Annotated in this window: 23 protein-coding genes; 20 read left to right on the top strand and 3 right to left on the bottom strand. The window is 47.3% G+C overall.

All coding sequences use genetic code 11. The features are described 5' to 3' along the window. Window positions 1-151 precede the first annotated feature (151 nt). Entirely contained in the window at window positions 152-1,582 is a 1,431-nt protein-coding gene (locus MKQ68_RS19985) for a capsule assembly Wzi family protein (protein ID WP_264280639.1), read from the top strand. Here the strand turns inward: MKQ68_RS19985 and MKQ68_RS19980 are convergent, their stop codons facing one another. Both MKQ68_RS19980 and MKQ68_RS19975 read right to left on the bottom strand, forming a co-directional pair. Next, window positions 1,583-1,969 (bottom strand): response regulator, encoded by a 387-nt coding sequence (locus MKQ68_RS19980; protein WP_264280638.1) that lies wholly within the window; start codon window positions 1,967-1,969, stop codon window positions 1,583-1,585. It abuts the gene before it with no gap. Between the two features lie 17 nt (window positions 1,970-1,986). After that, complete coding sequence (locus MKQ68_RS19975) at window positions 1,987-3,039, bottom strand: sensor histidine kinase (protein ID WP_264280637.1); 1,053 nt, start codon at window positions 3,037-3,039, stop codon at window positions 1,987-1,989. Window positions 3,040-3,383: 344 nt separating this feature from the next. Here MKQ68_RS19975 and MKQ68_RS19970 point away from each other — a divergent pair, with 344 nt between their 5' ends. The 19 genes from MKQ68_RS19970 (at window position 3,384) to MKQ68_RS19880 (ending at window position 23,550) form a co-directional block, all read left to right on the top strand. After that, window positions 3,384-4,091 (top strand): response regulator transcription factor, encoded by a 708-nt coding sequence (locus tag MKQ68_RS19970; RefSeq protein ID WP_244842619.1) that lies wholly within the window; start codon window positions 3,384-3,386, stop codon window positions 4,089-4,091. Window positions 4,092-4,235: 144 nt separating this feature from the next. Continuing rightward, window positions 4,236-5,036: a polysaccharide biosynthesis/export family protein gene (locus tag MKQ68_RS19965; protein WP_264280636.1), complete on the top strand. Its 801-nt coding sequence runs from the start codon at window positions 4,236-4,238 to the stop codon at window positions 5,034-5,036. An 84-nt stretch (window positions 5,037-5,120) separates the two neighbouring features. Further along, window positions 5,121-7,469, top strand: a complete 2,349-nt coding sequence (locus tag MKQ68_RS19960; RefSeq protein WP_264280635.1) for a GumC family protein — start codon at window positions 5,121-5,123, stop codon at window positions 7,467-7,469. A gap of 192 nt (window positions 7,470-7,661) precedes the next feature. Beyond that, a complete protein-coding gene (locus tag MKQ68_RS19955; protein ID WP_244842612.1) occupies window positions 7,662-8,192 on the top strand; it encodes a UpxY family transcription antiterminator in 531 nt (176 codons plus the stop codon). 15 nt (window positions 8,193-8,207) lie between these two features. Beyond that, the gene (fcl, locus tag MKQ68_RS19950; protein ID WP_264280634.1) at window positions 8,208-9,155 is read left to right on the top strand and encodes a GDP-L-fucose synthase; all 948 of its coding nucleotides are present in this window, start codon (window positions 8,208-8,210) and stop codon (window positions 9,153-9,155) included. 34 nt (window positions 9,156-9,189) lie between these two features. Further along, window positions 9,190-10,287 carry a GDP-mannose 4,6-dehydratase gene (gene gmd / locus MKQ68_RS19945; protein ID WP_264280633.1) on the top strand — a complete coding sequence of 366 codons (1,098 nt, stop codon included), beginning with the start codon at window positions 9,190-9,192 and terminating at the stop codon, window positions 10,285-10,287. Between the two features lie 80 nt (window positions 10,288-10,367). Further along, window positions 10,368-11,930: an MATE family efflux transporter gene (locus MKQ68_RS19940; protein ID WP_264280632.1), complete on the top strand. Its 1,563-nt coding sequence runs from the start codon at window positions 10,368-10,370 to the stop codon at window positions 11,928-11,930. Between the two features lie 16 nt (window positions 11,931-11,946). Further along, window positions 11,947-13,080 (top strand): glycosyltransferase family 4 protein, encoded by a 1,134-nt coding sequence (locus MKQ68_RS19935; protein ID WP_264280631.1) that lies wholly within the window; start codon window positions 11,947-11,949, stop codon window positions 13,078-13,080. 1 nt (window position 13,081) lies between these two features. Continuing rightward, the gene (locus MKQ68_RS19930) at window positions 13,082-14,341 is read left to right on the top strand and encodes a hypothetical protein (RefSeq protein ID WP_264280630.1); all 1,260 of its coding nucleotides are present in this window, start codon (window positions 13,082-13,084) and stop codon (window positions 14,339-14,341) included. A gap of 1 nt (window position 14,342) precedes the next feature. After that, window positions 14,343-15,266 (top strand): polysaccharide pyruvyl transferase family protein, encoded by a 924-nt coding sequence (locus tag MKQ68_RS19925; protein ID WP_264280629.1) that lies wholly within the window; start codon window positions 14,343-14,345, stop codon window positions 15,264-15,266. Beyond that, the gene (locus MKQ68_RS19920) at window positions 15,244-15,867 is read left to right on the top strand and encodes an acyltransferase (protein WP_264280628.1); all 624 of its coding nucleotides are present in this window, start codon (window positions 15,244-15,246) and stop codon (window positions 15,865-15,867) included. Before MKQ68_RS19925 ends, MKQ68_RS19920 begins: the two co-directional genes overlap by 23 nt. Before the next feature lie 2 nt (window positions 15,868-15,869). Further along, on the top strand, window positions 15,870-16,655 hold the full coding sequence (locus MKQ68_RS19915) for a glycosyltransferase family 2 protein (RefSeq protein WP_264280627.1): 786 nt from the start codon (window positions 15,870-15,872) through the stop codon (window positions 16,653-16,655). A 10-nt stretch (window positions 16,656-16,665) separates the two neighbouring features. Next, a complete protein-coding gene (locus tag MKQ68_RS19910; RefSeq protein ID WP_264280626.1) occupies window positions 16,666-17,808 on the top strand; it encodes an XrtY-associated glycosyltransferase XYAG1 in 1,143 nt (380 codons plus the stop codon). Then, window positions 17,805-18,704, top strand: coding sequence for a glycosyltransferase family 2 protein (locus MKQ68_RS19905; protein WP_264280625.1), 900 nt, complete (start codon window positions 17,805-17,807; stop codon window positions 18,702-18,704). Before MKQ68_RS19910 ends, MKQ68_RS19905 begins: the two co-directional genes overlap by 4 nt. Before the next feature lie 9 nt (window positions 18,705-18,713). Beyond that, entirely contained in the window at window positions 18,714-19,313 is a 600-nt protein-coding gene (locus tag MKQ68_RS19900) for a WcaF family extracellular polysaccharide biosynthesis acetyltransferase (protein ID WP_244842586.1), read from the top strand. A 10-nt stretch (window positions 19,314-19,323) separates the two neighbouring features. Next, a complete protein-coding gene (locus MKQ68_RS19895) occupies window positions 19,324-20,574 on the top strand; it encodes a WcaI family glycosyltransferase (protein ID WP_264280624.1) in 1,251 nt (416 codons plus the stop codon). Between the two features lie 4 nt (window positions 20,575-20,578). Next, a complete protein-coding gene (locus tag MKQ68_RS19890; protein ID WP_264280623.1) occupies window positions 20,579-21,964 on the top strand; it encodes an undecaprenyl-phosphate glucose phosphotransferase in 1,386 nt (461 codons plus the stop codon). A gap of 16 nt (window positions 21,965-21,980) precedes the next feature. Next, window positions 21,981-22,652, top strand: a complete 672-nt coding sequence (locus tag MKQ68_RS19885) for a tyrosine-protein phosphatase (RefSeq protein ID WP_244842581.1) — start codon at window positions 21,981-21,983, stop codon at window positions 22,650-22,652. 169 nt (window positions 22,653-22,821) lie between these two features. Continuing rightward, window positions 22,822-23,550 (top strand): hypothetical protein, encoded by a 729-nt coding sequence (locus MKQ68_RS19880; protein WP_264280622.1) that lies wholly within the window; start codon window positions 22,822-22,824, stop codon window positions 23,548-23,550. Here the strand turns inward: MKQ68_RS19880 and MKQ68_RS19875 are convergent. Next, window positions 23,547-23,891 carry a winged helix-turn-helix transcriptional regulator gene (locus MKQ68_RS19875; protein ID WP_244842579.1) on the bottom strand — a complete coding sequence of 115 codons (345 nt, stop codon included), beginning with the start codon at window positions 23,889-23,891 and terminating at the stop codon, window positions 23,547-23,549. The two genes, MKQ68_RS19880 and MKQ68_RS19875, sit on opposite strands and share 4 nt — an antisense overlap. Window positions 23,892-24,237: the final 346 nt, after the last annotated feature.

Below are 24,237 nucleotides of genomic sequence, written 5' to 3'. Positions count from 1 at the left end.
TGGTTTACACCGGGCCTTTACTTTTTAAGATGGCCTTGCTCCCTTTATTCAGTATTGAATATCATCAATCTGCGCACTTTTGTACTTATTTAAGTAATGCTGCAATACGGCAGATAAGCCTAATCTTGCATCCGTATACTTCCACAATCGTATGAAGCAGCCCTTAGTAACAATAGTCGTTTTATTATTTACCATTAGCACCAAAGCACAGTTCTCGGATTCATTGCAAATTCGTGTAGGTACGAACGTTACCACTGCTTCGCAGGATTACCAGCCGTTGTGGCTCGGTGCAAATAAGTTCGGTACCATCACCGATAGAAAAACGGACGCCTCCACTTTCATTCGTCTCATGAATAAGCATGAATGGAACGAGGATTTCTATATTAATTATGGCGCAAGTCTCTATAACAACAATCATTTCAAAGATGTATTGCTGGAGGAGGCCTATCTCAAAGCAGGATGGCGTATGCTCGAGTTCAGGGCCGGTCGCTATGAAGAAGTGATTGGCGAAATGGACAGAACGTTATCCAGCGGCTCGTTAGGTGTTAGCGGCAACGCAGTACCCATTCCCAAATTGAGCATCGCTATTGGTCAATACCTCGACATTCCGTTCACCAAAGGATTATTACAATTCAAAGGTCAGTTTAGTCATGGCTGGATGGGCCGCGACCAATATATCAAAGATGCCTATCTGCATGAGAAAAATTTTTACATGCGTATCGGGAAGAACCGGTTGAAAGTTTGGGGCGGTGTACAGCATTACGCGGTGTGGGGCGGTAACCGGCCGGATCTTCCAACTATTAAAAGCTCTTTCAAAGATTACCTCAATGTGGTCATTGTGAAGCAGGGCGACGATGGTACAGTAAACAGCGACAGCATTCTGCCTAATCGTCCGGGTGACCACCGCGGGGTGGTAGAAGGTGGTATTGATTGGGAAGATGAGCAGATGCTCGTACGCTTATACAACCAAACTCCTTTCGAAACCGGCCAGGGCATCGACATCCGTAACATCGACCGATTGATCGGTGTTATGTACGTCAATAAGAACGAAGGAAGTATTTTAAAAAGACTGACGGCGGAGTTCATGCATACCAAACAAATGAACGATTTTTACCCGCTGAATGTACGCGAGAGTTATTACAACAATGGGATTTACCTCACGGGCTGGGAATATCAAAGCCGCATTGTCGGCACACCGTTATTTATTAACCGCACACGCGGTAGTAAATATTTTGAGAATGTTACGCCTTTCGACTGGAACGATCATAAAGATGATATCAGCGGTAAAGGATGGAACATCATCAATAATCGTATTGTCGGATTTCACCTGGCGGGAGCGTATGCGTTCGGGGATAACATCAGCGCACAAACGAAAATATCTTTCACGAAGAATTATGGTACGTACAATAACCAGCTGTTATCTCCTACGATGACGCAGTGGTATACTCTGCAGGAAGTAACGTATCAAACGCCGGTAGAAGGCCTGTCCGTAAACGCCTCCGCAGCTTTTGACTTTGGAGAAATTACCGACAATGCAGGATTTATGCTGGGTGTGCAGTGGCTTATCCGCGCGGGCAGATAGTTATGCTACCGGTTCATGTCGTGCATCCAGCACTTTACGGATGGTGGCATGCAGACTTTTAAACATAAACGGTTTGGTCATGTAACCTGCTGCGCCTTTGCTGATGGCCAGGTCGGCGTCGCTCATTTCGGCACGACCACTTACCATGATCACCGGAATGTCACGCATCTCTTCATCTTCAAGAAACATGTCCAGTAATTCGTAGCCATCGCAGGAGGGCATGTAGATGTCGCTGATCACGAGATCGGGGCGTTGCGCTTTTGCTATGGAGGCGCCGTCGGCACCATTGTGGGCCGTAAGTACATCGTATTCGTGTAATTCGAGCAGGCTTTTCATGTTTGCTGAAATGCCTAAATTGTCTTCTATCAGTAGTATGGTGTGTGTCATGTTGGTTAACCTTTAGTTCATTCCGAATAATTGAATCCAATCGTAAAAGTGGTCCCTTTTTCATTTTCACTTTCTACGCTGATGGTGCCGTCGTTACAGTCTACGAATGTTTTAACGATCACCAGTCCAAGCCCCGAGCCCTCAATGTTTACGGCATTGCTGGCGCGATAGAAAGCGGAAAAAAGGTTCGGCAGGTCCTTGGGGGGTATTCCAATTCCCGTGTCGCGCACTTTTATGACCAGTTGTTTCTCCTGGTAATTCAGTTTTACAGAGGGGTTGCCCTCAGTGGAAAATTTAAAGGCGTTGCTGATGAGATTAGTAAGGATCTTAGACAGCTGGTTCTTATCTACAAAAATATTTCTCGGGGTGCCACTACATTTAACCTTCAGGCTGCGACCGTCTTTCCTGTCCGAAAAATACTGTTCGCTTAAGTAAGTTACGACATCTTCTGCATTCACCGCGCTTTTCACTACTTTATATTTATCTGACACGATGTTGCTGATCGTAAGCATTTCGTCGAGCAGTGTAGTTACATTAAACAGCTCGGTCGATATGCGCGCAATGTGCTGGTGATAAAATCCGTCCAGCGCGTAGTCCTTTTCCAGTCTGCTTTCCAGCAGTTCTAGGGAGGATGAGATAGCAGTAATAGGCGTACGCAGCTCGTGGGATGTCAGCGATACGAAGTTGGCGCGAAGCTCTTGCGTAGTCTTTTCTCTTTCGAGCAAGCGTACCTTTTCGTTTAGTGATTGTTCACTTTCTATCTCCCTGCCGATCGCTAAAATAAATTCCCCTTCTGTCGTTTTAATGGTGCTGAGCCGAAAGTCGAGTTTGATATCAACATCATTGCGCCTTCCATTTAAAATGATGGCGGTGGTGGACGAAAACAGCGCTTCATTATATAAATGGACGAATGGTACTTGTTCGATAGCTCCCGACACATCGCTTACCAGCACTGCGGTTGCGGGCTCGTTGGCCTTTACGACGATCTGTGTATTTGGGTCAATGAGTAATGCCGGCTCTTTGATAGCGCTTAGCAAGCCACTCACCTTTACTTGGTTATCAGGTTTCATTTTCAATTAATGGTTTTCCAAGCAGGGATAGCTAAGACATGTTTACAGATATGGTATCCTGACCTTTTCGGCGGTGCATCGATGTATGAACCGTGAAGATATCTAAAAACAGTCGGACTGTGGTATTTATTGCCCGGATATAACACATAATATTTTATATTATTCATTTTTTGATTTAGCAACCCGTTGATTATAAGAGATGTCGTATTGAACATTATTTAGTTATTCGTCAATAAAACCGTATTTCTAGTATATAGCTCGCAAAAATTGGACTTATTTTTGTTGAAGAGTCAAAACAGTAACCAATCGAAATTGAGAGAACAGCAAACGCGTTAACCGTTTTTATGATCAATATTGGGATAATAGAAGACAATCATTTTCAGTTGAACAACTATAAAGAGTTTCTGGAAGATTTCCAGGAATGTCGTGTTGTGTTCTCCTGCAGATCGATGGAGGAGTTCCGGGAACTGCCCTATAAAGATCCAGAAGTGAAAGTGATATTGCTCGACATCTCGCTCCCCGGTGAGTCAGGTATAGAGGGCATGCAGGAGCTGAAACAACGTTTCCCCGATGCAAAGATCATTGTACTTAGCGGTCACGATGATAAAGAATACGTAATAGAATCTATCATGAAAGGCGCCAGTGGTTATATTATTAAGACCAGTCGCCTCATGGAGATCTATCATTCCATACTCGACGCAGTGAACCAGGGTGGTACGCTTTCCCCCAAAGCGGCCCATCTGCTGATTAATCATATTAATAAAGATCCGCTTGAAAGTGTGAAGGATAAGCTGACGAAACGTGAGTATGAATTACTCACTTTGTTGAAAGAAGGCTACTCATATAAGGAAATGGCGGACAAACTTTTCGTTACCGTGTTTACTATTAATCAACATTTGAAGAAAGTTTACCAGAAGTTGAACGTTACCTCAAAATCGGAACTTATCTCCCGCATCTGGTCTAATAACCTCTTTACATCTGCCATGGTGCTGCTTCTCAGTTGCTCAGTTATTACTAATGTATACATAGCTGGCATAAAATATGTTCTGTAGGCGACCTACTACAATGAGTAATGCCATCTACCTCTAAAGTTGTATTTATACTGTAGTAAGTAATATTTGAAATTGACACTTTGAACTAATATTGTAACGTGAACGAATGGCCAACGTGAAAGAGAATTTAAATAACAAACTAAGATGCGAAGGACGAAGGAATCCAGCCTCAAGACCGGAATTACGATTTTATTAACGCTATTGATCTTTTCATCCTGCGTAAGCACCAAAAACGCTGTTTACTTCAACAATCTGAACGACACTGCGCTAAAGACCGCCTACAGCGACTTTCAGCCGGTGATTCAAAAGAACGACATTCTTCAGATCAATGTAAACAGTGCCAATCCAGAGGAGACCATTATTTATAATGTGCCCAATTCATCTGGTGCTTCGGGAATACAGGCAGTAGGCGTTACAGCTTCTACCCCCGCAGCGGGCTTCCTGGTAGATCAGCAGGGTTTTATACAATACCCGATGTTAGGACAGGTAAAAGCAGAAGGGTTAACAAAGAAGCAACTGACGGATTATCTTAAAAAGGAACTGACAGACAAAAAGCTTTTAGTAGACCCTGTTGTAAGTATCCGTTTTGTTAACTACAGGGTTACATTGCTCGGTGAAGTAGCTAAACCAACAGTAGTGAATGTAACAAACGAGAAGATTACTATCCTGGAGGCTCTTGGTATGGCCGGCGATATCACGATATACGGTAAAAAAGAGAATGTACTCGTTATTCGTGAAACCGGCGGGAAGCAAGTAGTAAAGCGTCTTAATCTTAATGATGCCAGTATTTTTTCTTCCCCTTATTATTATCTCCAGTCGAATGATATCGTATATGTGGAACCCAATAAATCAAAAGTAGCAAGCGCCGATCGAAGCAGGCAGGTACTGCCGATCGTAATGAGCGGATTGTCGCTGCTCGTAATTGTTATAGACAGGTTATTATAGATTAGCCAGGCACAGTAAACAGCCATCGAATTAGGAAATTGGAAACCATATTTTTAGCACCATAATTAATGGATAGGACATCCCATGCAAAAAGTTAACGCACATAAACCGTCACAGCCCGAAGATAAGGTGGACCTGGTAGCACTCATTCGCTACCGTTATCTCGCCTATTGGCCGCTGTTCCTCATCGTGGCAGGATTGTCCGTAGGAGCTGCACTGCTGTACTTACGGTATGCAACCCCAGTGTATCGCATCTCATCTACCTTGTTAGTAAAGGATGATTCAAAAGATCTCGGCGAATCGAGCATCCTGGCAGAAATGGACCTTTTTGGTTCAAAGAAAAATATCGAAAACGAGATCGAGATACTGACCTCCCGTACGCTAGCACGCGAAGTAATTCAAAACCTGAACCTTTACGGCGACATCTACGAAGAAGGCCAGATCCGCAACATACCTGCTTACGATTATACGCCTGTCAAACTTCAGTTCCTGGAGCCCAGCAGGATTATGTCTGAAATTCCTGAAAAGGTAACATTACAGCTGCTGGCGAATCAAAACAAGGCCGTACTCGCAGGTAAGGCTTATCCATTGAACGATACAGTAGTTACTCCCTGGGGCAGGATGAAGATCACTGCCAAGCCGGGTGTGGAAGATAGTAAGATGTATCATGTTCGCATCGTGAACGAAAGGCAGATGACGCAGGAGTTGCTGACGAAGCTGAAAGTAACGCCTATCTCCAAAATGGCCACTGTTATCAATCTTGAATATACAGATGTGGTGCCTAACCGCGGTGAAGATATCCTGAACGAATTGATGAAGGTCTACACCGCTGCATCTATCAAAGACAAGAATAAACTCGCCGCCAGCACGATGGAGTTCGTTACCAAACGACTCGACATTGTATCGAAAGAGTTAAGCGCGGTGGAAGGTAAAGTGGAGGAGTTCAAAGCTTCTTCAGGCATCGTTGATATCGGGGAACAAAGCAAAATATTCCTCGAAAGTGTGCAGGAAAACGATCGCATGCTGAGTGAATCGTCCATGCAATTATCAGTATTGGACGCAATCGAAAGGCATGTAACCGGTAAAAGTGGCGGACAAAGCATTGTGCCTGCTACCCTCGGACTATCCGATCCGGTGATGATGGAGTTGCTTAGCAAACTCTATCAAACCGAAATGGAAATTGAATCGCTGAGAAAGACGACGGGAGAGAACAGCCCGAAACTGGCTGCGTTGAACCGTCAGGTAGAAAAGATGACACCGAGCATCCTGGAAAACCTGCACAGTCTCCGCGAAAACCTGACCGCCAGCCGTCAAAAGCTGCAGGCCGACAACGCCAGGTTCATGGGTATATTGCGTACAGTGCCGAGCAAAGAAAGAGCGTTGGTAGAAGTAAGCCGCGATAAAGAAATTAAGTCAGCGATATACACTTTCCTTTTACAAAAGAGAGAAGAAACCGCCCTGGCCTACTCGGCCGCAGTATCCGACAATCGTATCGTAGATGCTGCAGAAGCAGATTCAGGTCCGTTTAGCCCGCGCAGGATGATGGTAATTGCTATGGCGCTCGCAGCAGGTGTGGTATTGGTGATTGGAGTAATTACCATAAAAGATATGCTGAACCGCGAGATTATGTCGCGTTCCGATATAGAAAAAGTTACGTCAGCGCCGATCGTGGCCGAGATTTTGTATGATGAGAGCAACGATGCAGTCGTAATTGCAGATGGACGTCGCAGCCTGGTAGCGGAACAATTCCGTACACTGCGTACTTCACTTTCTTACATCGGTCTTAATGGAGATAACAAAACCTTGCTGGTAACGTCTTCCATCTCGGGAGAAGGTAAGAGTTTTATCTCCGTGAACCTCGCGGTAAGTTTGTCGCTGATCCGCAAAAAGGTTGTGCTGCTGGAGTTTGACCTGCGCAAACCGATGATCAGTAAGATGATGAAAATATCACGCGAGCCGGGTATTACAAATTACCTGGTGGGGCGTACTAATATTTCAGATATGCTGAAACAGGTGGAAGGTAACGAGAATCTGTACATTCTGCCAGCAGGCGTTATTCCGCCTAATCCGACGGAGTTGATCCTGAACGGCAGGCTGGAAGAGTTGCTGCGCCATCTGAAGACAATGTTCGATTATGTAATTATCGATACCGCGCCTGTTGGCCTGGTGTCTGATGCCCGCCTGCTGGCGCCGTTCGCGGATGCCACGCTGTATGTAACACGTCACCAGGTTACGCCAAGGCTGTACCTGAACAAAATCGACGAGCTGTACAAAAACAAGGAGCTGGGTAAACTGAACCTCGTGTTCAACGGTGTGAAACTGAATAGTGTTCAGGGCCATACCTATGGATACGGATACGGTTACACGGAAGAAGTGAAACGAAAGAAGGGTAGTAAGTCGAAGAGTTTCATCAAAGGCATTTTTAATCTGTAAATAAAAGATTTCAAGTTTTAAAATGATCGGCCACATATGTGTATGTGACTGAAGGGGCGAAGCCATACCCGAAAAGCTTAGACAAAAGAATTTGCTTTATTGAAAAACCTGCACGTATAACGTGCCTCCCGCCTTATAGATGCCACGTTTTGATTACCCCGTTGATTGAATAACCATAAAAACAGAAGCCGTATGCATCACGAACCACATGCCTGGTATGCACTTTATACCAAATCGAGGTGTGAAAAGAAAGTGGCGACCCTGCTTGCACGTAAGCAAATAGAGAGCTATTGCCCGATGAATGAAGTGGAGAGCCAGTGGAGCGACAGGAAGAAAATTGTACAGGAGCCGCTGTTCAAATCTTATGTATTTGTGCGCATCCCCGAGCGCCTGATCAACACCGTGCGTCAAACAGAAGGGGTAGTAAACTTCGTATACTGGCTGGGTAAGCCGGCTGTGATCACCGATCACGAAGTGGATATGATGAAACGTTTCCTCGATGAGTTCAAAACGGTTCAGCTGGAACAATTCCCGATCCGCCGCAATGAAGTTACTGACGTGCCGGCCTTACGCCAGCGCCGTTTGGTAGAAGTAAGCAAGCGTAAAGTAAAAGCTACCCTGCATAGCCTGGGCTTCCATATGATCGCCACCCTGCCAAGCGCAGAACTGGCCTTCTCCGACAGCCAGATGGACGTGGTAGATAATCTCTTTTCAAATTCATAATAAGCATAGATAAAAATGAAGCTGAACGACAAGATTTATGTAGCAGGCCACCGCGGTATGGTGGGAGGCGCTATTTGCAGAAGACTGGATGCATTGGGGTACACCAATATCGTAACCCGCAGCTCCTCCGAACTGGACCTGCGCAACCAGGCCGCCGTAAACGAGTTTTTCGAAACCGAACGCCCGGCTTATGTGTTCCTCGCGGCTGCCAAAGTAGGCGGCATTCATGCGAACAACACTTACCGCGCAGAGTTTATCTATGATAACCTCATGATGGAAGCCAACATCATTTACGCCGCCTGGAAGTATGGCGTAACGAAACTGATGTTCCTGGGCAGCTCCTGCATTTATCCGCGACTGGCAGCACAACCGCTTCGTGAGGATAGTCTGCTGACCGGCCCGCTGGAAGCAACGAACGAACCTTATGCCATCGCGAAAATCGCAGGCATTAAAATGTGCGAATCGTTCCGCGACCAGTACGGCTGCAACTTCATCAGTGTAATGCCTACCAACCTGTATGGCATTGGTGATAACTATCACCCCGAAAACTCGCATGTACTGCCTGCACTCATCCGCAAGTTTCATGAAGCGAAAGCAGAAGGTAAACCCTCTGTAACGGTATGGGGCACTGGCACGCCTAAGCGCGAATTCCTGTATGCCGATGACCTGGCCGACGCCTGCGTATTCCTGATGATGCACTATGATGAGAAAGAACTGGTAAACATCGGAACCGGTGAAGACCTCAGCATCAAAGAACTGGCAGAACTGGTAAAAGAAGTAACACACTACGAAGGGGAAATCGTGTTTGACAGTTCCAAGCCAGACGGTACGCCCCGCAAACTGATGGACGTAAGCAAACTGCATAGCCTGGGTTGGAAACATACGACCAACCTGCCTAAAGGCGTAGCACTTGCTTATGCTCACTTTCTTAAAAAGGCTCATTTCCCATTAGCTACATTTTAACCATCCAACACAAACAATAAAAACACAGACACCCATGAAAGTTGCTTTAATTACCGGTGTGAACGGACAGGACGGCGCTTATCTCGCTGAACTTTTACTCGAAAAAGGTTACATGGTGCACGGTATCAAACGCCGCGCATCGCTTATCAATACAGAAAGGATCGATCACCTGTACCAGGACCCGCACGATGCGAACGTAAGGTTTAAACTGCATTACGGCGATATGACCGATAGTACAAACCTGATCCGCATCATCCAGGAAACGCAGCCCGACGAGATTTATAACCTCGCTGCGATGAGCCACGTACACGTAAGCTTCGATACCCCTGAATATACTGCCAACGCCGACGGTATTGGTACGCTCCGTTTGCTGGAAGCCCTGCGCATCCTGAAGATGGAAAAGAAAACCCGCATCTACCAGGCCAGCACATCTGAGCTGTACGGCCTGGTGCAGGAAGTGCCCCAGCGCGAAACTACGCCGTTCTATCCCCGCAGCCCATATGCTGTAGCTAAGCTATACGCTTACTGGATTACGGTGAACTACCGCGAAGCTTACGGCATGTTCGCTTGCAACGGCATCCTGTTTAACCACGAAAGCCCACTGCGTGGTGAAACTTTCGTAACCCGTAAGATCACCCGTGCGGTAGCCGCTATCGTACTCGGCCTGCAGGAAAAGTTATACCTCGGTAACCTGGACGCCCGCCGCGACTGGGGGCACGCGAAAGATTATGTAGAAGCAATGTGGCGCATCCTGCAACAGGAAAAACCGGAAGACTTCGTCATCGCTACCGGTATTACCACGCCTGTTCGCGACTTTGTACGCATGGCGTTCGATGAAGTAGGTGTGGAACTGGCTTTCATCGGCGAAGGTGTGAACGAAACTGCCGTAGTAACCGCTTGCCGTAACAAAGACTTCGTTCTGCCGATCGGTAAAGAAGTAGTAGCGGTAGATCCTCATTACTTCCGTCCGACCGAAGTAGAGCTGTTGATCGGCGATCCTTCTAAAGCGAAAAAGAAACTGGACTGGGAACCCAAATATGACCTGCCTGCACTGGTGAAAGAAATGGTAGCGGCAGACGTAGAGGTATTCCGTAAGAAAGAAGTGGCGCAATTCGAACATTTAATAGGATAAGATATAACAGGCAGCCGGTGTTAGCCGGCTGCCATCAACTTTGACGAACAGCAGACGACTTAACGACAAAAAGATAAACCGTGCAGGCAGCTAACAGAGTAGTCATCAATACCGGTACCTTATACGGGAAAATGCTGATCACCATCGTGATCTCATTATACTCCACCCGGCTGGTACTCAACGCGCTGGGGGCGAACGATTTTGGTCTCTTCAACCTCATCAGCGGTGTAATTGCGATGCTCTCTTTTGTGAACATGGCTATGACCCTTTCTACCCAACGGTATATGAGTTATAGTCTTGGTGGTGGAGATACGGAACAACTGAAGAAGGTATTTAACTCTTCGGTGTTGCTGCATTTCGTACTGGGCCTTATACTGGTAACGCTCTTTGAATTAGTGGGCATCTATATGTTCGATCATGTGTTGAACATTCCGCCGGACAGGCTGCAGGCCGCTAAAGTGATTTATCACCTGATGGTCGCGAGCGCCTTTTTTACCGTGATTTCTGTACCGTACGATGCCGTGATCAATGCGCGGGAGAACATGATGCTGGTGGCGATTACCGGTATACTGGAATCTCTGTTAAAGTTAGGCATCGCGGTATACCTGCAATATGCAGCTTCTGACAAGCTGGTGCTATTCGCTGGCTTTTCGGCCGGTATAACCGTGGCGATGTTGTTGATCAAGCGGTTTTACTGCATCGCGCGATATGAGGAAACCCGTATCCGCATCAAAAAATACTTTAGTAAAAGTTTACTGAAAGAGATGTTCGGCTATGGCGGCTGGAACATGTTTGGCGCGGTAAGCGTCGTAGCACGTAACCAGGGCATCGCTATGATCCTGAACGTATTTTTCGGCACTGTGGTAAATGCCGCTTACGGTATAGCCAACCAGGTGAATGCTCAACTGAGCTTCTTTTCTGTAACAATGCTCCAATCGCTTAATCCGCAGATTATTAAAAGCGAAGGGAGAGGAGACCGTGAAAGAATGTTGCGGCTTGCCATGATCGCCAGTAAGTTCTCCTTTTCCCTCCTCGCCTTTTTTGCCATCCCCGCCATTATTGAAATGCCTTTTATCCTGCAACAGTGGCTTAAAGACGTGCCGACTTACACCGTGGTGTTCTGTCGGCTGATTTTGCTGGCTACGCTGGTAAACCAGTTGTCGCAGGGCATACAGGTAGGTGTGCAGTCTGTAGGCCGCATCGGTGCTTACCAGGTAACGGTAAGTATTTTACTGATGATGAACCTGCCGATTGCTTACTTGCTCTTATGGCTGGGCCTACCGCCACAATCGGTGCTGGTGGCGGCTGCTTTGGTAGAAGTGGTGACCTGTGCGTACCGCATGATGGCCGGCAGGCGACTGATAGGTTTGCAGGTAGAGGAATATTTTCAAAAAGTGGTGGTGAGTGCAGTAGTGCCAGTTTTCCTGGCCGCCTGTATCTCCGCGCTCACTTTACTCCTGTTGCCGGAAGGCTGGCTGCGATTGATGCTCACTTGCGTTGTCAGTGTAATTTCCATCACACTGTTCATGCGCTACCTCGGGCTTACTGCCTACGAACTTGAAAAACTAAAAGCCGTTATTGTAAAGGCCCTCACAAAAATCAACCCGCGCTTCGCCCTCGTAATGGCTGGCCGGAAATTTTAAATGAATAGACCTTTTTATGAACATCCTGTTCTTTACACATATATCTCCCTTCCCACAAAATGGTGGGGAAAAGCTGCGTAGCTATTACCTGCTGAAGGCGTTGTCGGAGCTGGGGCATCGTGTGTTTGCTGTTATTCGCAACGAAGAGCAGGCCGACCTCGCCGCTTACCCGCTCGAAAATGTTACTTACTACACGCACCCCGACGAGCCGCTGACGCTCGAAGAAAGGGTGACGGGCAGCCATTACTTTAAGAAATCACCGCACGTACTCGCACTCTTCAAACAGATCTGCGGGTATACGCGTATCGATATCGCCGTGCTGGACTATGGTTATGTAGGCCATTACATCGACTTCTTCACGGCAAGGAATATAAAAGTGATACTGGGTACGCACAACGCGCAGCCCGAAATCTCCAAACAATTACCGGCGCAAAACCTGCTCAAAAAATTGCGCAAGTTCCAGCTGGTAAGCCTCGAACGCCTGCACGAACGCAGCTTCTTCAAAAAGGCGGCAGCAGTATTGGTAGTGAGCGATCACGATAAAGATTATCACCAGCGATTTATTTCGCGTGATAAAGTATTCGTAGTTCCCAACTTCCTGGACGAGCGCGAATATATTGCATCTGGTCCGCGGAGGTCCAGGCTATTGGTGATGTCAGCAAATTTTGCCATGTACATGAATCGCGAGGGCTTGCGTTGGTTCTTGCAGGAAGTGTGGGATGATGCCCTGGCTGAAAGATATGAATTGCTGCTGGTCGGCCGCGATTCGAAAGAAGCCCTGCGCAGCGTAACCGGACAAGATAACTGGAAGAATGTAAGCGCTACCGGCAAAGTGCCGGATGTAAAACAATATATCGCGATGGCCGAGGGAGTAATTATTCCCCTGCTGCATGGCAGTGGCACGCGCTTGAAATGCCTGGAGGCCATGGCGCTCAATACACCGATCATCAGCACCTCCCGCGGAGTGGAAGGGGTGCTCAGTAATAATTTTATCGTGGCGGATACCGCGGCCGAGTTTAAACAGGCCCTGCATACGTTCAACGGCAGTGAGCAAAAAGGAAATGCCCTCAAAGAAGATTTTATGAAGGAGTACAGCGCGGCGGTAAATAAAAAACGCATCAGCGAGGTAATCGCCTATACCATTCATTAGTATGTGGAACAGAGTTAAAATAGCACTTTATACATTACTCAGCACTGTCAACGTGTCGCTCATCGGGCAAATGCGCCTGAGCGAGGTGTTGGTGGTGATGGCCACGCCGTTCATGTTCGACAAGAACGATTTTTTCACGTACCCTTATCTCCGGAAAATAATATTTGCGCTCTTACTGTTGTTGGGCTTCCAGGTCTTTACAGACTTGTTTATTGTACACAACTCCTCGGCCAACTACCTACGTGGATGGGCCTCCATTATCATTTGCATACTGTCGTTTATCGTGTTGTTCAAGGTGTTGAGGGGATATAATGATATCCTGTTCTACTTCTTCCTCATCATGGTGAAGAACATTTTTTATACAGATGATATTGTGGATTCGGATATGACTTACTTCAAGTTTAAGATGGTGCCGATCCTTTCATCTGCCGTGTATTTGCTGTCGGCCTACTTCTACAGGCGCAACAACATGAAGGCGGTGATGGGCGTATTGCTCGGCTACAGTCTTACCTGCCTCGCTTTCGACTCCCGTTCCACCGGCGTAGTGTTTTTCCTTTCCGCAATTATCATCTATTTCTTTAACAGGAAGATAGAGATTACCCGCGCGAAAGTAGTGCTGTTCGGCCTCGTGGCGCTGGTGATGTTCCAGGTGGCATACATTTTTTATGTAGATGGGGTGCTGAGTGGAAACATTGGTGGTGAACACGCACGTACACAAATGTCGCGCGTAGAGAATCCTTACAATCCGCTGCAGTTGTTGATGACCGGGCGTGGCGAAACCTTCGCTGCCGTTACCGCGATCAATGATCAACCTTATTTCGGACACGGTTCATGGGCTACAGATAAAACGCTTAAGTATTACCAGATACTGCTGATGTTCCATGACGAGGAGTTTAACCCGAATAAAGTGGCAGATGCCGATTACCTGATTCCGAGTCACTCTATTTTGTTAGGTGCCTGGATTAACTGCGGTATCGGCGGTTTCGTAGCTGTGTTATTAATTCTCATCTATCTATTGAAGATGGGCTTCCATCTGATACGAAATGCGCAGCATGCGGCCATTTACCCGGTTATTGTGATACTCACGATCGGCCTGGTATGGGCGTTCATGTTTTCGCCGTTTCAGCAATTACGCTTTAGTATTCCGGCCACGGGGGCCATTCTGCTAAGCTCTTACTATGACTTTATTTATGACGAAGATGAAGCGTACGAGGAACTGCCCGTACCGCAACTTCCTGATCCTATAAAAACCGGGTATTGATATGAACTACATTTATTATAAAGATGCGAAAGGGAATTTTGGGGACGACCTCAATGCCTGGCTGTGGCCTAAATTCTTTGGGGCTGCGCAGGCAAACGGGGATGCATTTGTAGGCATCGGATCTATTTTGTGTAAAGATTCCCCACTCTTTAAAGATCTTGGACAGAAACGTAAGATCGTTTTTGGAACAGGCGTGCGCCCGGCTTACCAGGCATTTAAATTTGATCCCTCCTGGGATGTTAAGTTTTTAAGAGGCCCTTTCTCTGCCAGCTACTTTAATAATCAACACGACTATATAGCAGACGCTGCGTACGCGCTGGGTCTGATGGAAGATTACAGCGAGTATGTGAACACACCGAAGAAATATAAAGTAAGTGTGATCCCCTATTTTAAATCGCTGGAATTCTTTAACTGGCAGGCGATTTGTAACAAGCTCGGCTACCATTACATTTCGCCTTCCGCAGAAAATGGAATAGCAGAAACGTTGAAAGAAATTGCCGCTTCCGAGTTTGTTATTACCGAAGCAATGCATGGCGCTATCATCGCCGACATCCTGCGTGTACCCTGGAGCCGCTTTGTGTTAACCACACCTTACACAGAAGGTAGCGGTGTTTCCGAATTTAAATGGATGGACTGGCTGCACTCGATCGGACAGGTGCAGACAGACACGACGCACATCAAGCTGTATCGAAAATCCAAAGTAAACAGTTGGGTAAAGAACCTCACTGCGGATATGGTGAACGTGGAGTTCCTGGTAAAGAAGGTGGTAAGAGACCAGCTGGTGCAGCAACTCGGAAGCATCCACAATTATAGTTTATCTGACGATGAAACTATTGAGCGTGTATTTAGCCGGATGTATGAAAAAGCAGAAGAAGTAAAATTATCACTTAATAAAGAAGTTTATGATCGCCGAACCACTGTTTGAAGAAAAGCGTGACAAGACCGGTCGTGTTAAAGTGTACCGCGACAATCCGCTGTTCTTCATGAAGCGCAGCAAAATTTCGCTGGGACGGGCTGTTTGCCTGTATCTCTATTACAGCCTCGCCAACTGGCTGCCTGACCCGCCACGCCCCCTGGGTGTGATCGCACAACCCTTCCGCAGCTTCCTGGCGCGTAAGATTTTTTTGCGCAGCGGAAAGGAGATGAAGATCAGCCGCAACGTACGTTTCGGCAGCGGCGCAAAGGTAGAAGTAGGCGATTATGTAGGCATCAATGAAAACTGCTGGATCGGTAACGACACCGTAATTGGTAACGACGTAATGTTCGGTCCGGAAGTAACGATCCTTTCCGGTGGGCACAACTTTGCGCGTACCGATATCCCGATGCGCGAACAGGGCGCAACAGTGCGTAAGCCAGTTGTGATTGGTGATGACGTGTGGATTGGTACGCGGGTGATTATTCTGCCCGGCATCAACGTAGGCGCACATTCCATTTTAGCAGCCGGCGCCGTTGTGACAAAAGACGTTCCGGAATATGCGATCGTAGCAGGAAACCCGGCGGTCATTAAAAAATTCAGAAACCAGTGAGTATGTCAAAAACAGTATCCATCATCGTTCCGGTATACAACGGCGCATTATACATCGCCGAAACGCTGGACAGTATCTATAACCAGAGTTATAAAAACATCCAGTTGATTGTGGTGGACGGCGCGTCTACCGACAATACGCTGGAGGTAGTGAAGGCCCATAAAATGAAGCCGCACATCCTCATCTCCGAAAAAGATAAAGGGATGTACGATGCTCTGCGTAAAGGCTGTGAACAGGCGACTGGCGATTACATGTGTTACATTAACTCCGACGACCGCCTGCTGCCGTATACGCTGGAGATGGTCGTGCAGAAGTTTGAAACAGAGAAATGTGACCTCGTATTTGGTGACGTGAATTACATCAATGAACAAGGTGATGTGATTTTTATGTATAAGGGCGTAAACTTTGGGCACAAAGCGATCAAGGAGATTTGCCGGGTGCCTTTCGCGCAGCAAAGCTCCTTCTGGACCCGTGACATGTACCTGAAAACAGGTGGTTTCGACAGTTCGCTGAAATACGTAGCTGATTCTAAGTTCCTGCTCACCATCTGCCTGAACCCATCTGTGAAAAAGGCTTACATCCCGAAACCGTTGGGAGAGTATCGCCTGCACGGTGCATCATTCTCTGTGTCTGTAACGGACAAAATGATCGTAGAGCATGGTCGTGTGATGCAGGAGTTGGACCTGAAACGCTCCGGTGCCTTGTGGCCGGTGTATGAGTTTTACGCAAAGCTGGTGAATGTAGGTGGCATCTATAAAAAAATGACTTACAAAGGCACGAAGTTTTAAACAGATAAAAATGAAGATATTATTCATAGTTCCGTCTTACAAGCCTGCATACATCTACGGTGGTCCCGTAGTGACGATTGCGCGCCTGGCGGAACGACTGGTGCGGATCGGGCATGAGGTGACCGTTTACACGACTACCGCCAACGGCAAAACGGAGCTGGAAGTGCCTGTGGGTGAACCGGTGAATGTAGATGGTGTAAGCGTAGTTTACTTTAAACGTATCACGAAAGATCATACTCACGTGTCGCCAGCCCTGTGGAAGCACACCTGGGCCACGGCTTCGCAATACGATGCCGTACACATCCACTCCTGGTGGAACTTTTTGATTCTTGGTGCCTCCTGGATCTGTAACCTGCGTGGCATTAAGCCGGTATTGTCACCACATGGCATGCTGTGCGACTGGGTATTTACCAGCAAGAACAGCCTCAAAAAACGGCTGCTGCATCAGTCCGTAGGAAAGAAGTTACTGGGCAAAACCCACCTGCATATCTCCTCACCCATGGAGCATGAGGAAAGCCTGCGCATACATGGCGACTGGAAGGCCGACCTTATACATAACCTCGTTGCACTGCCTGAAAAGCAATACAGCCGCCGCGAGAACGAGGTGTTTAACATCAGTTTTCTTTCCCGGGTTGATCCCAAAAAGGGGCTGGATATTTTGCTGCACGCGCTGGCAGGCGTAAAATTTCCTTACAAGCTGCGCATTGCGGGGGCTGGTGAGGATGATTATGTTGAATCGCTCAAACAGATTATCCAGCAAAATAAAATGGAAGCAAATGTAGAGTGGGTAGGATGGAAGAACAATGAAGAGAAATACGTTTTCCTCGCGGAGTCCGACCTGTTCGCATTAACCTCTCACAACGAAAATTTCGCCATCGTGGTGATCGAATCGCTGGCGGTGGGAACGCCCGTGCTGGTGAGCAACAACGTAGGCCTTTCCAAGTATGTGAATGAGAAAAAACTTGGTTGGGTAACCAGCATCGACGTGGAGGAAGTGAGAAAGAACCTTACGCAGGTGTACAACGATCATACAGAACGCCGCCGTATTTCGGATGCTTCTGCCGGTATTATCCGGTATGATTTCGACGAAGCGCGCCTGGCGGAAGATTATATCAATATGTACCGTAACAGTACCAATAAACAAGCAGTATGAAACCGGCAGTAATCATTCTTACGCTTAATGAATCGAAGCACATCGGTCGCTGCCTGGAAAGTCTGCGCCTGATCACTGACGAGATCTACATCGTGGATGCCGGTTCCAAAGACGATACCCTGGAGATCGCGCAGCGGTTCGGTGCCAAAGTGTTTCACAATCCCTGGGTGAGCTACGCAAAACAGTTCCAGTGGGGGTTGGATAATTGTGGTATCACGGCACCGTGGGTAATGCGCATGGATGCAGACGAATACCTGGAGCCGGAACTGATCAGGGAAATTAACGAAGCGACCATACCGGACAATATCACCGGCATTTACATCCGCCGTAAGGTGCTGTTCAAAGGTAAGTGGATTCGTTACGGCGGCTTTTATCCGCACACGCTGCTGCGCATCTGGCGCAATGGTAAAGGTGCTATAGAGCAGCGCTGGATGGATGAGCATATCGTATTGTCCGACGGTGATACCATGATGTTCCGCGAGCACCTGGTAGATTATAACCTTAACTCCATCCACTGGTGGGTGAACAAACATAACAACTACGCCATCCGCGAGATGGTGGACTTGTTAAACGTGAAATACCGCTTTATTGAAAACGATTCGCGCCTGCTGCAGAGCGAAACTTCGCAGGCAAAACGGAAACGTTTTCTGAAGGAAAAGGTGTACGCAACTATCCCTCCGGGCGGTCGCGCATTTCTGTACTTTATGTACCGTTACGTACTACGATTCGGCTTCCTGGATGGCTACCACGGCTTTGTGTTCCACTTTATGCAGGGCTATTGGTACCGTTTGCTCGTTGACGTGAACGTGAAAGAATTTGAAGTGAAACTGGCAGGTGATAAACGTCGCGAAAAGGTAGTCGAACTGCTGAAGCAGGATTACAATATTGCTTTATAAGAGATAAATATGCAAACAGCTACTGCCACATACGATAAAATAGCGCGCCCGGCAACCCCGGCTGCGACAGATCTTTCCGCCTTCAATACGGGGACCTATAAAGCTGGCCCCAAATGGAAGGTGTTGGCCTGGTATTTTATCAACTACGGCATTTTTAATAGCGCATTGCCATGGCCTTACAAGTTCAAATCCTTCCTGCTAAAGCTCTTCGGGGCTAAGGTGGGCGAAGGCCTGGTGATCAAAACGAAAGTCCGTATTAAAAACCCATGGCGGCTCGTCATTGGTAAACACTGCTGGATCGGCGAGTCGGTGTGGATCGATAACCTGGAAGATGTGTATATCGGCGACAACGTATGCATTTCGCAGGAGGCATTGTTGCTTACAGGCAACCACGACTACACGAAGTTCGACTTTCCTTACCGCCTTGGTAAAATTACGCTGGAAGACGGCGCCTGGGTGGGAGCTAAATCGGTGGTGTGCCCGGGTGTTACGGTTCGCTCACATGCGATACTCACCGTAGGATCTATTGCCAGCAAGGATTTAGAACCATGGAGCATTTACGCGGGTAACCCCGCAGCCTTTGTAAGAACACGTACGATGAAAGGCTAAAACGAAGCAGATGAAAAAGAGACTATTGCTCATTGGAGGCAACTTTTCACCCGAGCCTACGGGCATCGGTAAATATAATGGGGAGATGATGACCTGGCTGGCCCGCAGCGGCTATGACTGTACAGTAATCACCTCCTACCCGTACTACCCGCAATGGAAGGTGCAGGAGCCATATGATCGTGGTAAGTCCTGGTACAAAAAAGAGCTGGTAAATGTGGACGATTCAGGTAACGGTGGCAGACTTAAGGTGTATCGCTGTCCGCAATACGTACCCGGGCAACCGTCAGGCAAAAAGCGTATGATGCTCGATTTTTCCTTTGCGGTATCCGCTTTTTTTAAGTTGATGCAGTTGCTGCCGGGTAAAAAATACGATGTGGTAATTTCCGTGGTGCCCGCCTTCCACCTGGGTTTGCTGGGCGTGCTTTACAAGAAGCTGCGCCGCGCACGCTTCCACTACCACATCCAGGATTTGCAGATCGAGGCCGCCCGCGATCTGAATATGATCAAGTCGAAAAAGATGATCAATACCCTGCTGGGTGTAGAAAAATACATCCTGAAGCAGGCAGATTATGTGAGCAGTATTTCCGATGGCATGATCAGCCGCATCGCTGAAAAGGTGAATAAAGACGTGGTGTACTTCCCTAACTGGGCCGACATCGACCTGTTCCATCCCATCGAAGAGAGAGGCGAACTGAAACGGGCATACGGTTTTCAGCCAGAGGATAAGGTGGTGTTGTATTCCGGCGCCATGGGCGAAAAGCAAGGGCTCGAAAGCATACTGGAAACGGCAGCTGTATTAAAGGAAGTAAAGTTTGTACTGTGCGGTTCCGGACCCTACAAGGAGAAGTTACAGCAAATGGTGCAGCAGAGAGGATTGACTAACGTATTGTTCTTCCCCCTTCAGCCATTTGAAACGTTTAACCAGTTTCTTAACATGGCCGATCTGCACCTGGTGATACAAAAGGCAAATGCCAGCGACCTGGTAATGCCTTCTAAACTGACGACAATACTGGCGGTGGGCGGCCTGTCCCTCATCACCGCCAACGAAGGCTCTGGCCTGCATACCCTCGTAAAGAAATACGATATGGGTCTGCTGGTAGATGCCGAAAACCCGCAGGCGCTTACAGAAGGTGTACGCCGCGCCCTGCGGGAAAGCCATGAGCAGATCAGGCAAAATGCAAGAGCGTACGCAGAGGAACATCTTTCTATCCGCCGTGTAATGGCGCGATACGAAGAAACAGTTGTGAATTGTCAACAATAAGTATATGTTGGACCGTTATCTCAAAATCTCCATTATCCAGATCATTGTGCTGGATTTCATTTGGCTGAATGCCATCTTTTTTATGGCTGGCTTCGGGCTGCGCCAATACGACCTCGCTTTGCACGAAGGTGCTGAAGCTTTCCTGCTCGTATCGAATGCGGGTTGGATCATTGCTTTGTTTACTACAGGTGTATACACCACTAATGCCCAGCTTTCGTATGAAAAAATGGCGCGCAAAACGCTGAAGGCCCTGGTGCTGTACTTCATGGTACTCATGTTCTTCATCTTTATCTCCCACTACCTCTACTCCCGGTTTTTTGTGATGATGTACCTGGGACTGTTTATGGTAGCGGTTGTTGTAGATCGTTTGCTCTTCTTTTTTGTAACGAATCACATCATTAACAGGAAAGGGGTCGAGAAGAAGATGGTGATACTCGGGTACAATGAAATGTCGAAACGTCTCGCCAATAACCTGATTGAGGGTAAAAGTAATATCAAGTTCGAGGGGTATTTTGAGGAAGAAGGAAACGTACAGGAACTTTCTTATTACCCAGTGATAGGCGGTTTGGAAGACTGTGTGCCTTACGCAAAGGACAATAACATCCGCGAGATCTATTCCACTTTGTCGCCCGAGCAGTTTCCATACTTGTATCAGCTGGCATATGAAGCGGAGCAGCATTTTATCCACTTCCGTTTTGTTCCTGACTTTAAGATGTTTGTGAACCGGCAGATTTACGTGGATTATTATAACAACATCCCGATTATATCGCTCCGCTCCGAGCCGCTGGACGACATCGCCAACCGTATTCGCAAGCGTTTATTCGATATTGTATTCAGTTCGTTCGTATGCATCTTCATCCTCAGCTGGCTGATCCCGATCCTGGCGTTGCTGATCAAGCTGGAGTCCCGCGGACCGGTGTTTTTCATGCAGAACCGTACAGGTCGTAACAACCGGGAATTTAAATGCCTGAAACTGCGAAGCATGCGGGTAAACAACGAGGCAAACAGTAAACAGGCGACCCGCAATGACAGCCGGTTTACGAAGATCGGCCGGATCCTGCGTAAAACGAACCTCGATGAAATGCCGCAGTTTATCAATGTGTTGCTGGGTGATATGTCTATCGTTGGTCCACGCCCGCACATGTTAAGGCATACCGAAGAATATTCTGCCATTATACAACAATACATGGTGCGTCACTTCCTGAAACCTGGCATCACCGGCTGGGCGCAGGTAAACGGCTACCGTGGGGAAATTACCGACAATTTACAATTACGCAGGCGCGTAGAATATGACATCTGGTACATGGAAAACTGGTCAGTGTATCTCGACCTGAAAATTATTTTCCTCACTGTGGCCAACACTATTAAAGGCGAAAAAAATGCTTTCTGATCTGATTAAAACCGATATGCACTCTCATCTGCTGGCTGGTCTGGACGATGGGGTGCAAACCCTGGACGAAGCCGTGGCGCTCGTTCGCCAGCTTAGCGATGCCGGCTATACGAAAATCGTTACTACCCCACATATCATATCCGGCCTGTATCATAATCACGCAGATACTATTCTGCCCGCGCTCGATAAACTGCGCGCACGGCTGGAGCAGGAGGGTATAAAGGTGGAACTCGAAGCTGCTGCAGAATACATGCTGGACGATTACTTCGAAGGCTTGCTGGCAGACGGGGAACCGCTGTTGAAGATCAGTAATAAATACCTGCTGACCGAATTCTCGTTCGTATCGATGCCATTCAACTACCGCGAGATATTTTTCAACCTGAAGATGGCCGGCTACGAGCCCATACTGGCCCATCCGGAGCGTTTCCGGTACCTGCATGACGACTTCGATGTATACCGCGAATTACATGAGACAGGCATTCACCTGCAGGTAAACCTGTTGTCGCTGAAAGGCCACTATGGCAGATCGATTCAGAAAGTAGCTACGCAATTGCTGGAGGAAAAGCTGGTAACTTTTGTTGGTACTGATATTCATCACCAGCGGCATGTGGATGTATTATCTTCTCCGCGGGATGCCGCTGTGTCGGCGCTGTTGGCTGCCAGTGGACTGAAGAACCACCTGTTATAAGTAACAAAAAGTAGATATCCCCCCAAATTAGGTTAGAATTATACTGTTTTGAGTAAGGAACGTCAAAAATAAAATGCGCAATTTTGATTAGATTAGTGTTAAAGCGCATTCTATCCCGCACGGCGGGGACCTAACCATATTTTGTTTAACAGAAACAAGGGGCATATAAATGAAATCTACCATGGGGGGGCTTCATCTTCCTGATAATAACAAACGACTTATTGAAGATGTATTCCACGAATTAAGGTCTATACTGAGTAGTATTTTGTCCAGCGTTGAACTGATCGAGTTGTATGCGGACAATACCGGTAAGGAACGTTTGCCAGCTTCAGAGAAGATTAACCGGCAGGCCGGTGCTATCAAAATGCAGGTGGTGGAACTGGAGTACCAGTTGCAAAACGTAAAGATCATTCAGCACATCCTCAATAATTCGCTGAACCCGAGAAAGGTACCAGGAGGCATTGTTCGCCTGCTGAAAGGTCTTTTCCTCGATGAGCGTTACCAGGCGCTGTTTAACGTAGATGTTGTGTTTAATGTAAACCGCGAACCGGCCGATATGCTGGTGGACGAAGCATTGTTGAAACAGCTGGTGTTAAACATTCTTTTCCGCATGGAAAAAAATGCGGCGTCCGGGCAGGAGCCGGTACTCACATTCAATTTTGAGGATACTTATTTCGAGATAAAAGGCGAGTATACCGCCGCATCCGTCAATCACTTCGTTTCTTCTTCTATTAAAACCGGCGACCAGGAGAAGTTTTCCCTGGCCAGTTCATCGCCTGAGCAAGGCATTAGTTACCTGATGGCTTATGTAGCCCGTTTGCATGGCGGTACGTTCGATATTACCGCAGCGCAGGAGCGGTCGATCGAAATACTGGTGAAGATCCCGTATAAGCCTTAACGTGCCGTACATTCTTCTCCGTGTTTTTCAAACTGCCTGTTCCATTCACACATCTGCTGGAGGATGGGCAGCAGGGCGAGTCCTTTCTCGGTAAGCGAATACTCTACCCGCGGCGGCAGTTCGTTATAGGCTTCGCGCAGCAGGATGCCGTCTTCTTCTAACTCTTTCAGCTGGTCAGTAAGTACCTTTCGGGAGATGAGCGGCATTTGCGCAGCCAGTTGGCCGAAACGCAAGTGTTTTTTGTTCACGGTGTAAATGATAACCGGTTTCCATTTCGAGCCCAGGATGGCCATAGTACGGGTCATCGGGCATTTATCCATTTTAAAGGTGTCGTTTGTCATAGCCATTAGTTACCAGCAGGTTACCAGTTTTTTAGGTTGATAGTTACTTTTTATTACTCTCGTTAGTAACTTTGAGTAACAAATGTAAGTCATCTCTATTAAACTATAACCACTCCATATAAAAAAAGGACCAGGTTGCGATCGTTTTGTCAGCGTCGCAACCTGTTTTCAGCAGTACTTTCATCAGGATTTATAAATGTAAAAGGGGCGCCAACACTGCATGTTCAGGCGGCCTTTTTTGTTGCAGGCAGTGAGCATTTCACCAACAGAATAGTGGTTTGATCCAAAAGATTTTAAACATTTATGCCACTGCCGGCGTTAATTTCGTGCAATAAAAAGATGAAGT

The sequence above is a fragment of the Chitinophaga horti genome (assembly GCF_022867795.2).
Taxonomy (GTDB): domain Bacteria; phylum Bacteroidota; class Bacteroidia; order Chitinophagales; family Chitinophagaceae; genus Chitinophaga; species Chitinophaga horti.
The sequence above is the reverse complement of the archived record's forward strand: the minus strand, read 5'-3'. Positions and strand labels throughout refer to the sequence as shown.

Excerpts from the sequence above, each read along its gene's own strand:
- MKQ68_RS19970 (WP_244842619.1), top strand. The coding sequence starts at position 3,384 with ATGATCAATATTGGGATAATAGAAGACAATCATTTTCAGTTGAACAAC.
- MKQ68_RS19955 (WP_244842612.1), top strand. The coding sequence starts at position 7,662 with ATGCATCACGAACCACATGCCTGGTATGCACTTTATACCAAATCGAGG.
- MKQ68_RS19985 (WP_264280639.1), top strand. The coding sequence starts at position 152 with ATGAAGCAGCCCTTAGTAACAATAGTCGTTTTATTATTTACCATTAGC.
- MKQ68_RS19890 (WP_264280623.1), top strand. The coding sequence starts at position 20,579 with ATGTTGGACCGTTATCTCAAAATCTCCATTATCCAGATCATTGTGCTG.
- fcl (WP_264280634.1), top strand. The coding sequence starts at position 8,208 with ATGAAGCTGAACGACAAGATTTATGTAGCAGGCCACCGCGGTATGGTG.
- MKQ68_RS19960 (WP_264280635.1), top strand. The coding sequence starts at position 5,121 with ATGCAAAAAGTTAACGCACATAAACCGTCACAGCCCGAAGATAAGGTG.
- MKQ68_RS19975 (WP_264280637.1), bottom strand. The coding sequence starts at position 3,039 with ATGAAACCTGATAACCAAGTAAAGGTGAGTGGCTTGCTAAGCGCTATC.
- MKQ68_RS19935 (WP_264280631.1), top strand. The coding sequence starts at position 11,947 with ATGAACATCCTGTTCTTTACACATATATCTCCCTTCCCACAAAATGGT.
- MKQ68_RS19905 (WP_264280625.1), top strand. The coding sequence starts at position 17,805 with ATGAAACCGGCAGTAATCATTCTTACGCTTAATGAATCGAAGCACATC.
- MKQ68_RS19965 (WP_264280636.1), top strand. The coding sequence starts at position 4,236 with ATGCGAAGGACGAAGGAATCCAGCCTCAAGACCGGAATTACGATTTTA.
- gmd (WP_264280633.1), top strand. The coding sequence starts at position 9,190 with ATGAAAGTTGCTTTAATTACCGGTGTGAACGGACAGGACGGCGCTTAT.
- MKQ68_RS19915 (WP_264280627.1), top strand. The coding sequence starts at position 15,870 with ATGTCAAAAACAGTATCCATCATCGTTCCGGTATACAACGGCGCATTA.
- MKQ68_RS19910 (WP_264280626.1), top strand. The coding sequence starts at position 16,666 with ATGAAGATATTATTCATAGTTCCGTCTTACAAGCCTGCATACATCTAC.
- MKQ68_RS19895 (WP_264280624.1), top strand. The coding sequence starts at position 19,324 with ATGAAAAAGAGACTATTGCTCATTGGAGGCAACTTTTCACCCGAGCCT.
- MKQ68_RS19930 (WP_264280630.1), top strand. The coding sequence starts at position 13,082 with ATGTGGAACAGAGTTAAAATAGCACTTTATACATTACTCAGCACTGTC.
- MKQ68_RS19900 (WP_244842586.1), top strand. The coding sequence starts at position 18,714 with ATGCAAACAGCTACTGCCACATACGATAAAATAGCGCGCCCGGCAACC.
- MKQ68_RS19885 (WP_244842581.1), top strand. The coding sequence starts at position 21,981 with ATGCACTCTCATCTGCTGGCTGGTCTGGACGATGGGGTGCAAACCCTG.
- MKQ68_RS19920 (WP_264280628.1), top strand. The coding sequence starts at position 15,244 with ATGATCGCCGAACCACTGTTTGAAGAAAAGCGTGACAAGACCGGTCGT.
- MKQ68_RS19880 (WP_264280622.1), top strand. The coding sequence starts at position 22,822 with ATGAAATCTACCATGGGGGGGCTTCATCTTCCTGATAATAACAAACGA.
- MKQ68_RS19980 (WP_264280638.1), bottom strand. The coding sequence starts at position 1,969 with ATGACACACACCATACTACTGATAGAAGACAATTTAGGCATTTCAGCA.
- MKQ68_RS19925 (WP_264280629.1), top strand. The coding sequence starts at position 14,343 with ATGAACTACATTTATTATAAAGATGCGAAAGGGAATTTTGGGGACGAC.
- MKQ68_RS19875 (WP_244842579.1), bottom strand. The coding sequence starts at position 23,891 with ATGACAAACGACACCTTTAAAATGGATAAATGCCCGATGACCCGTACT.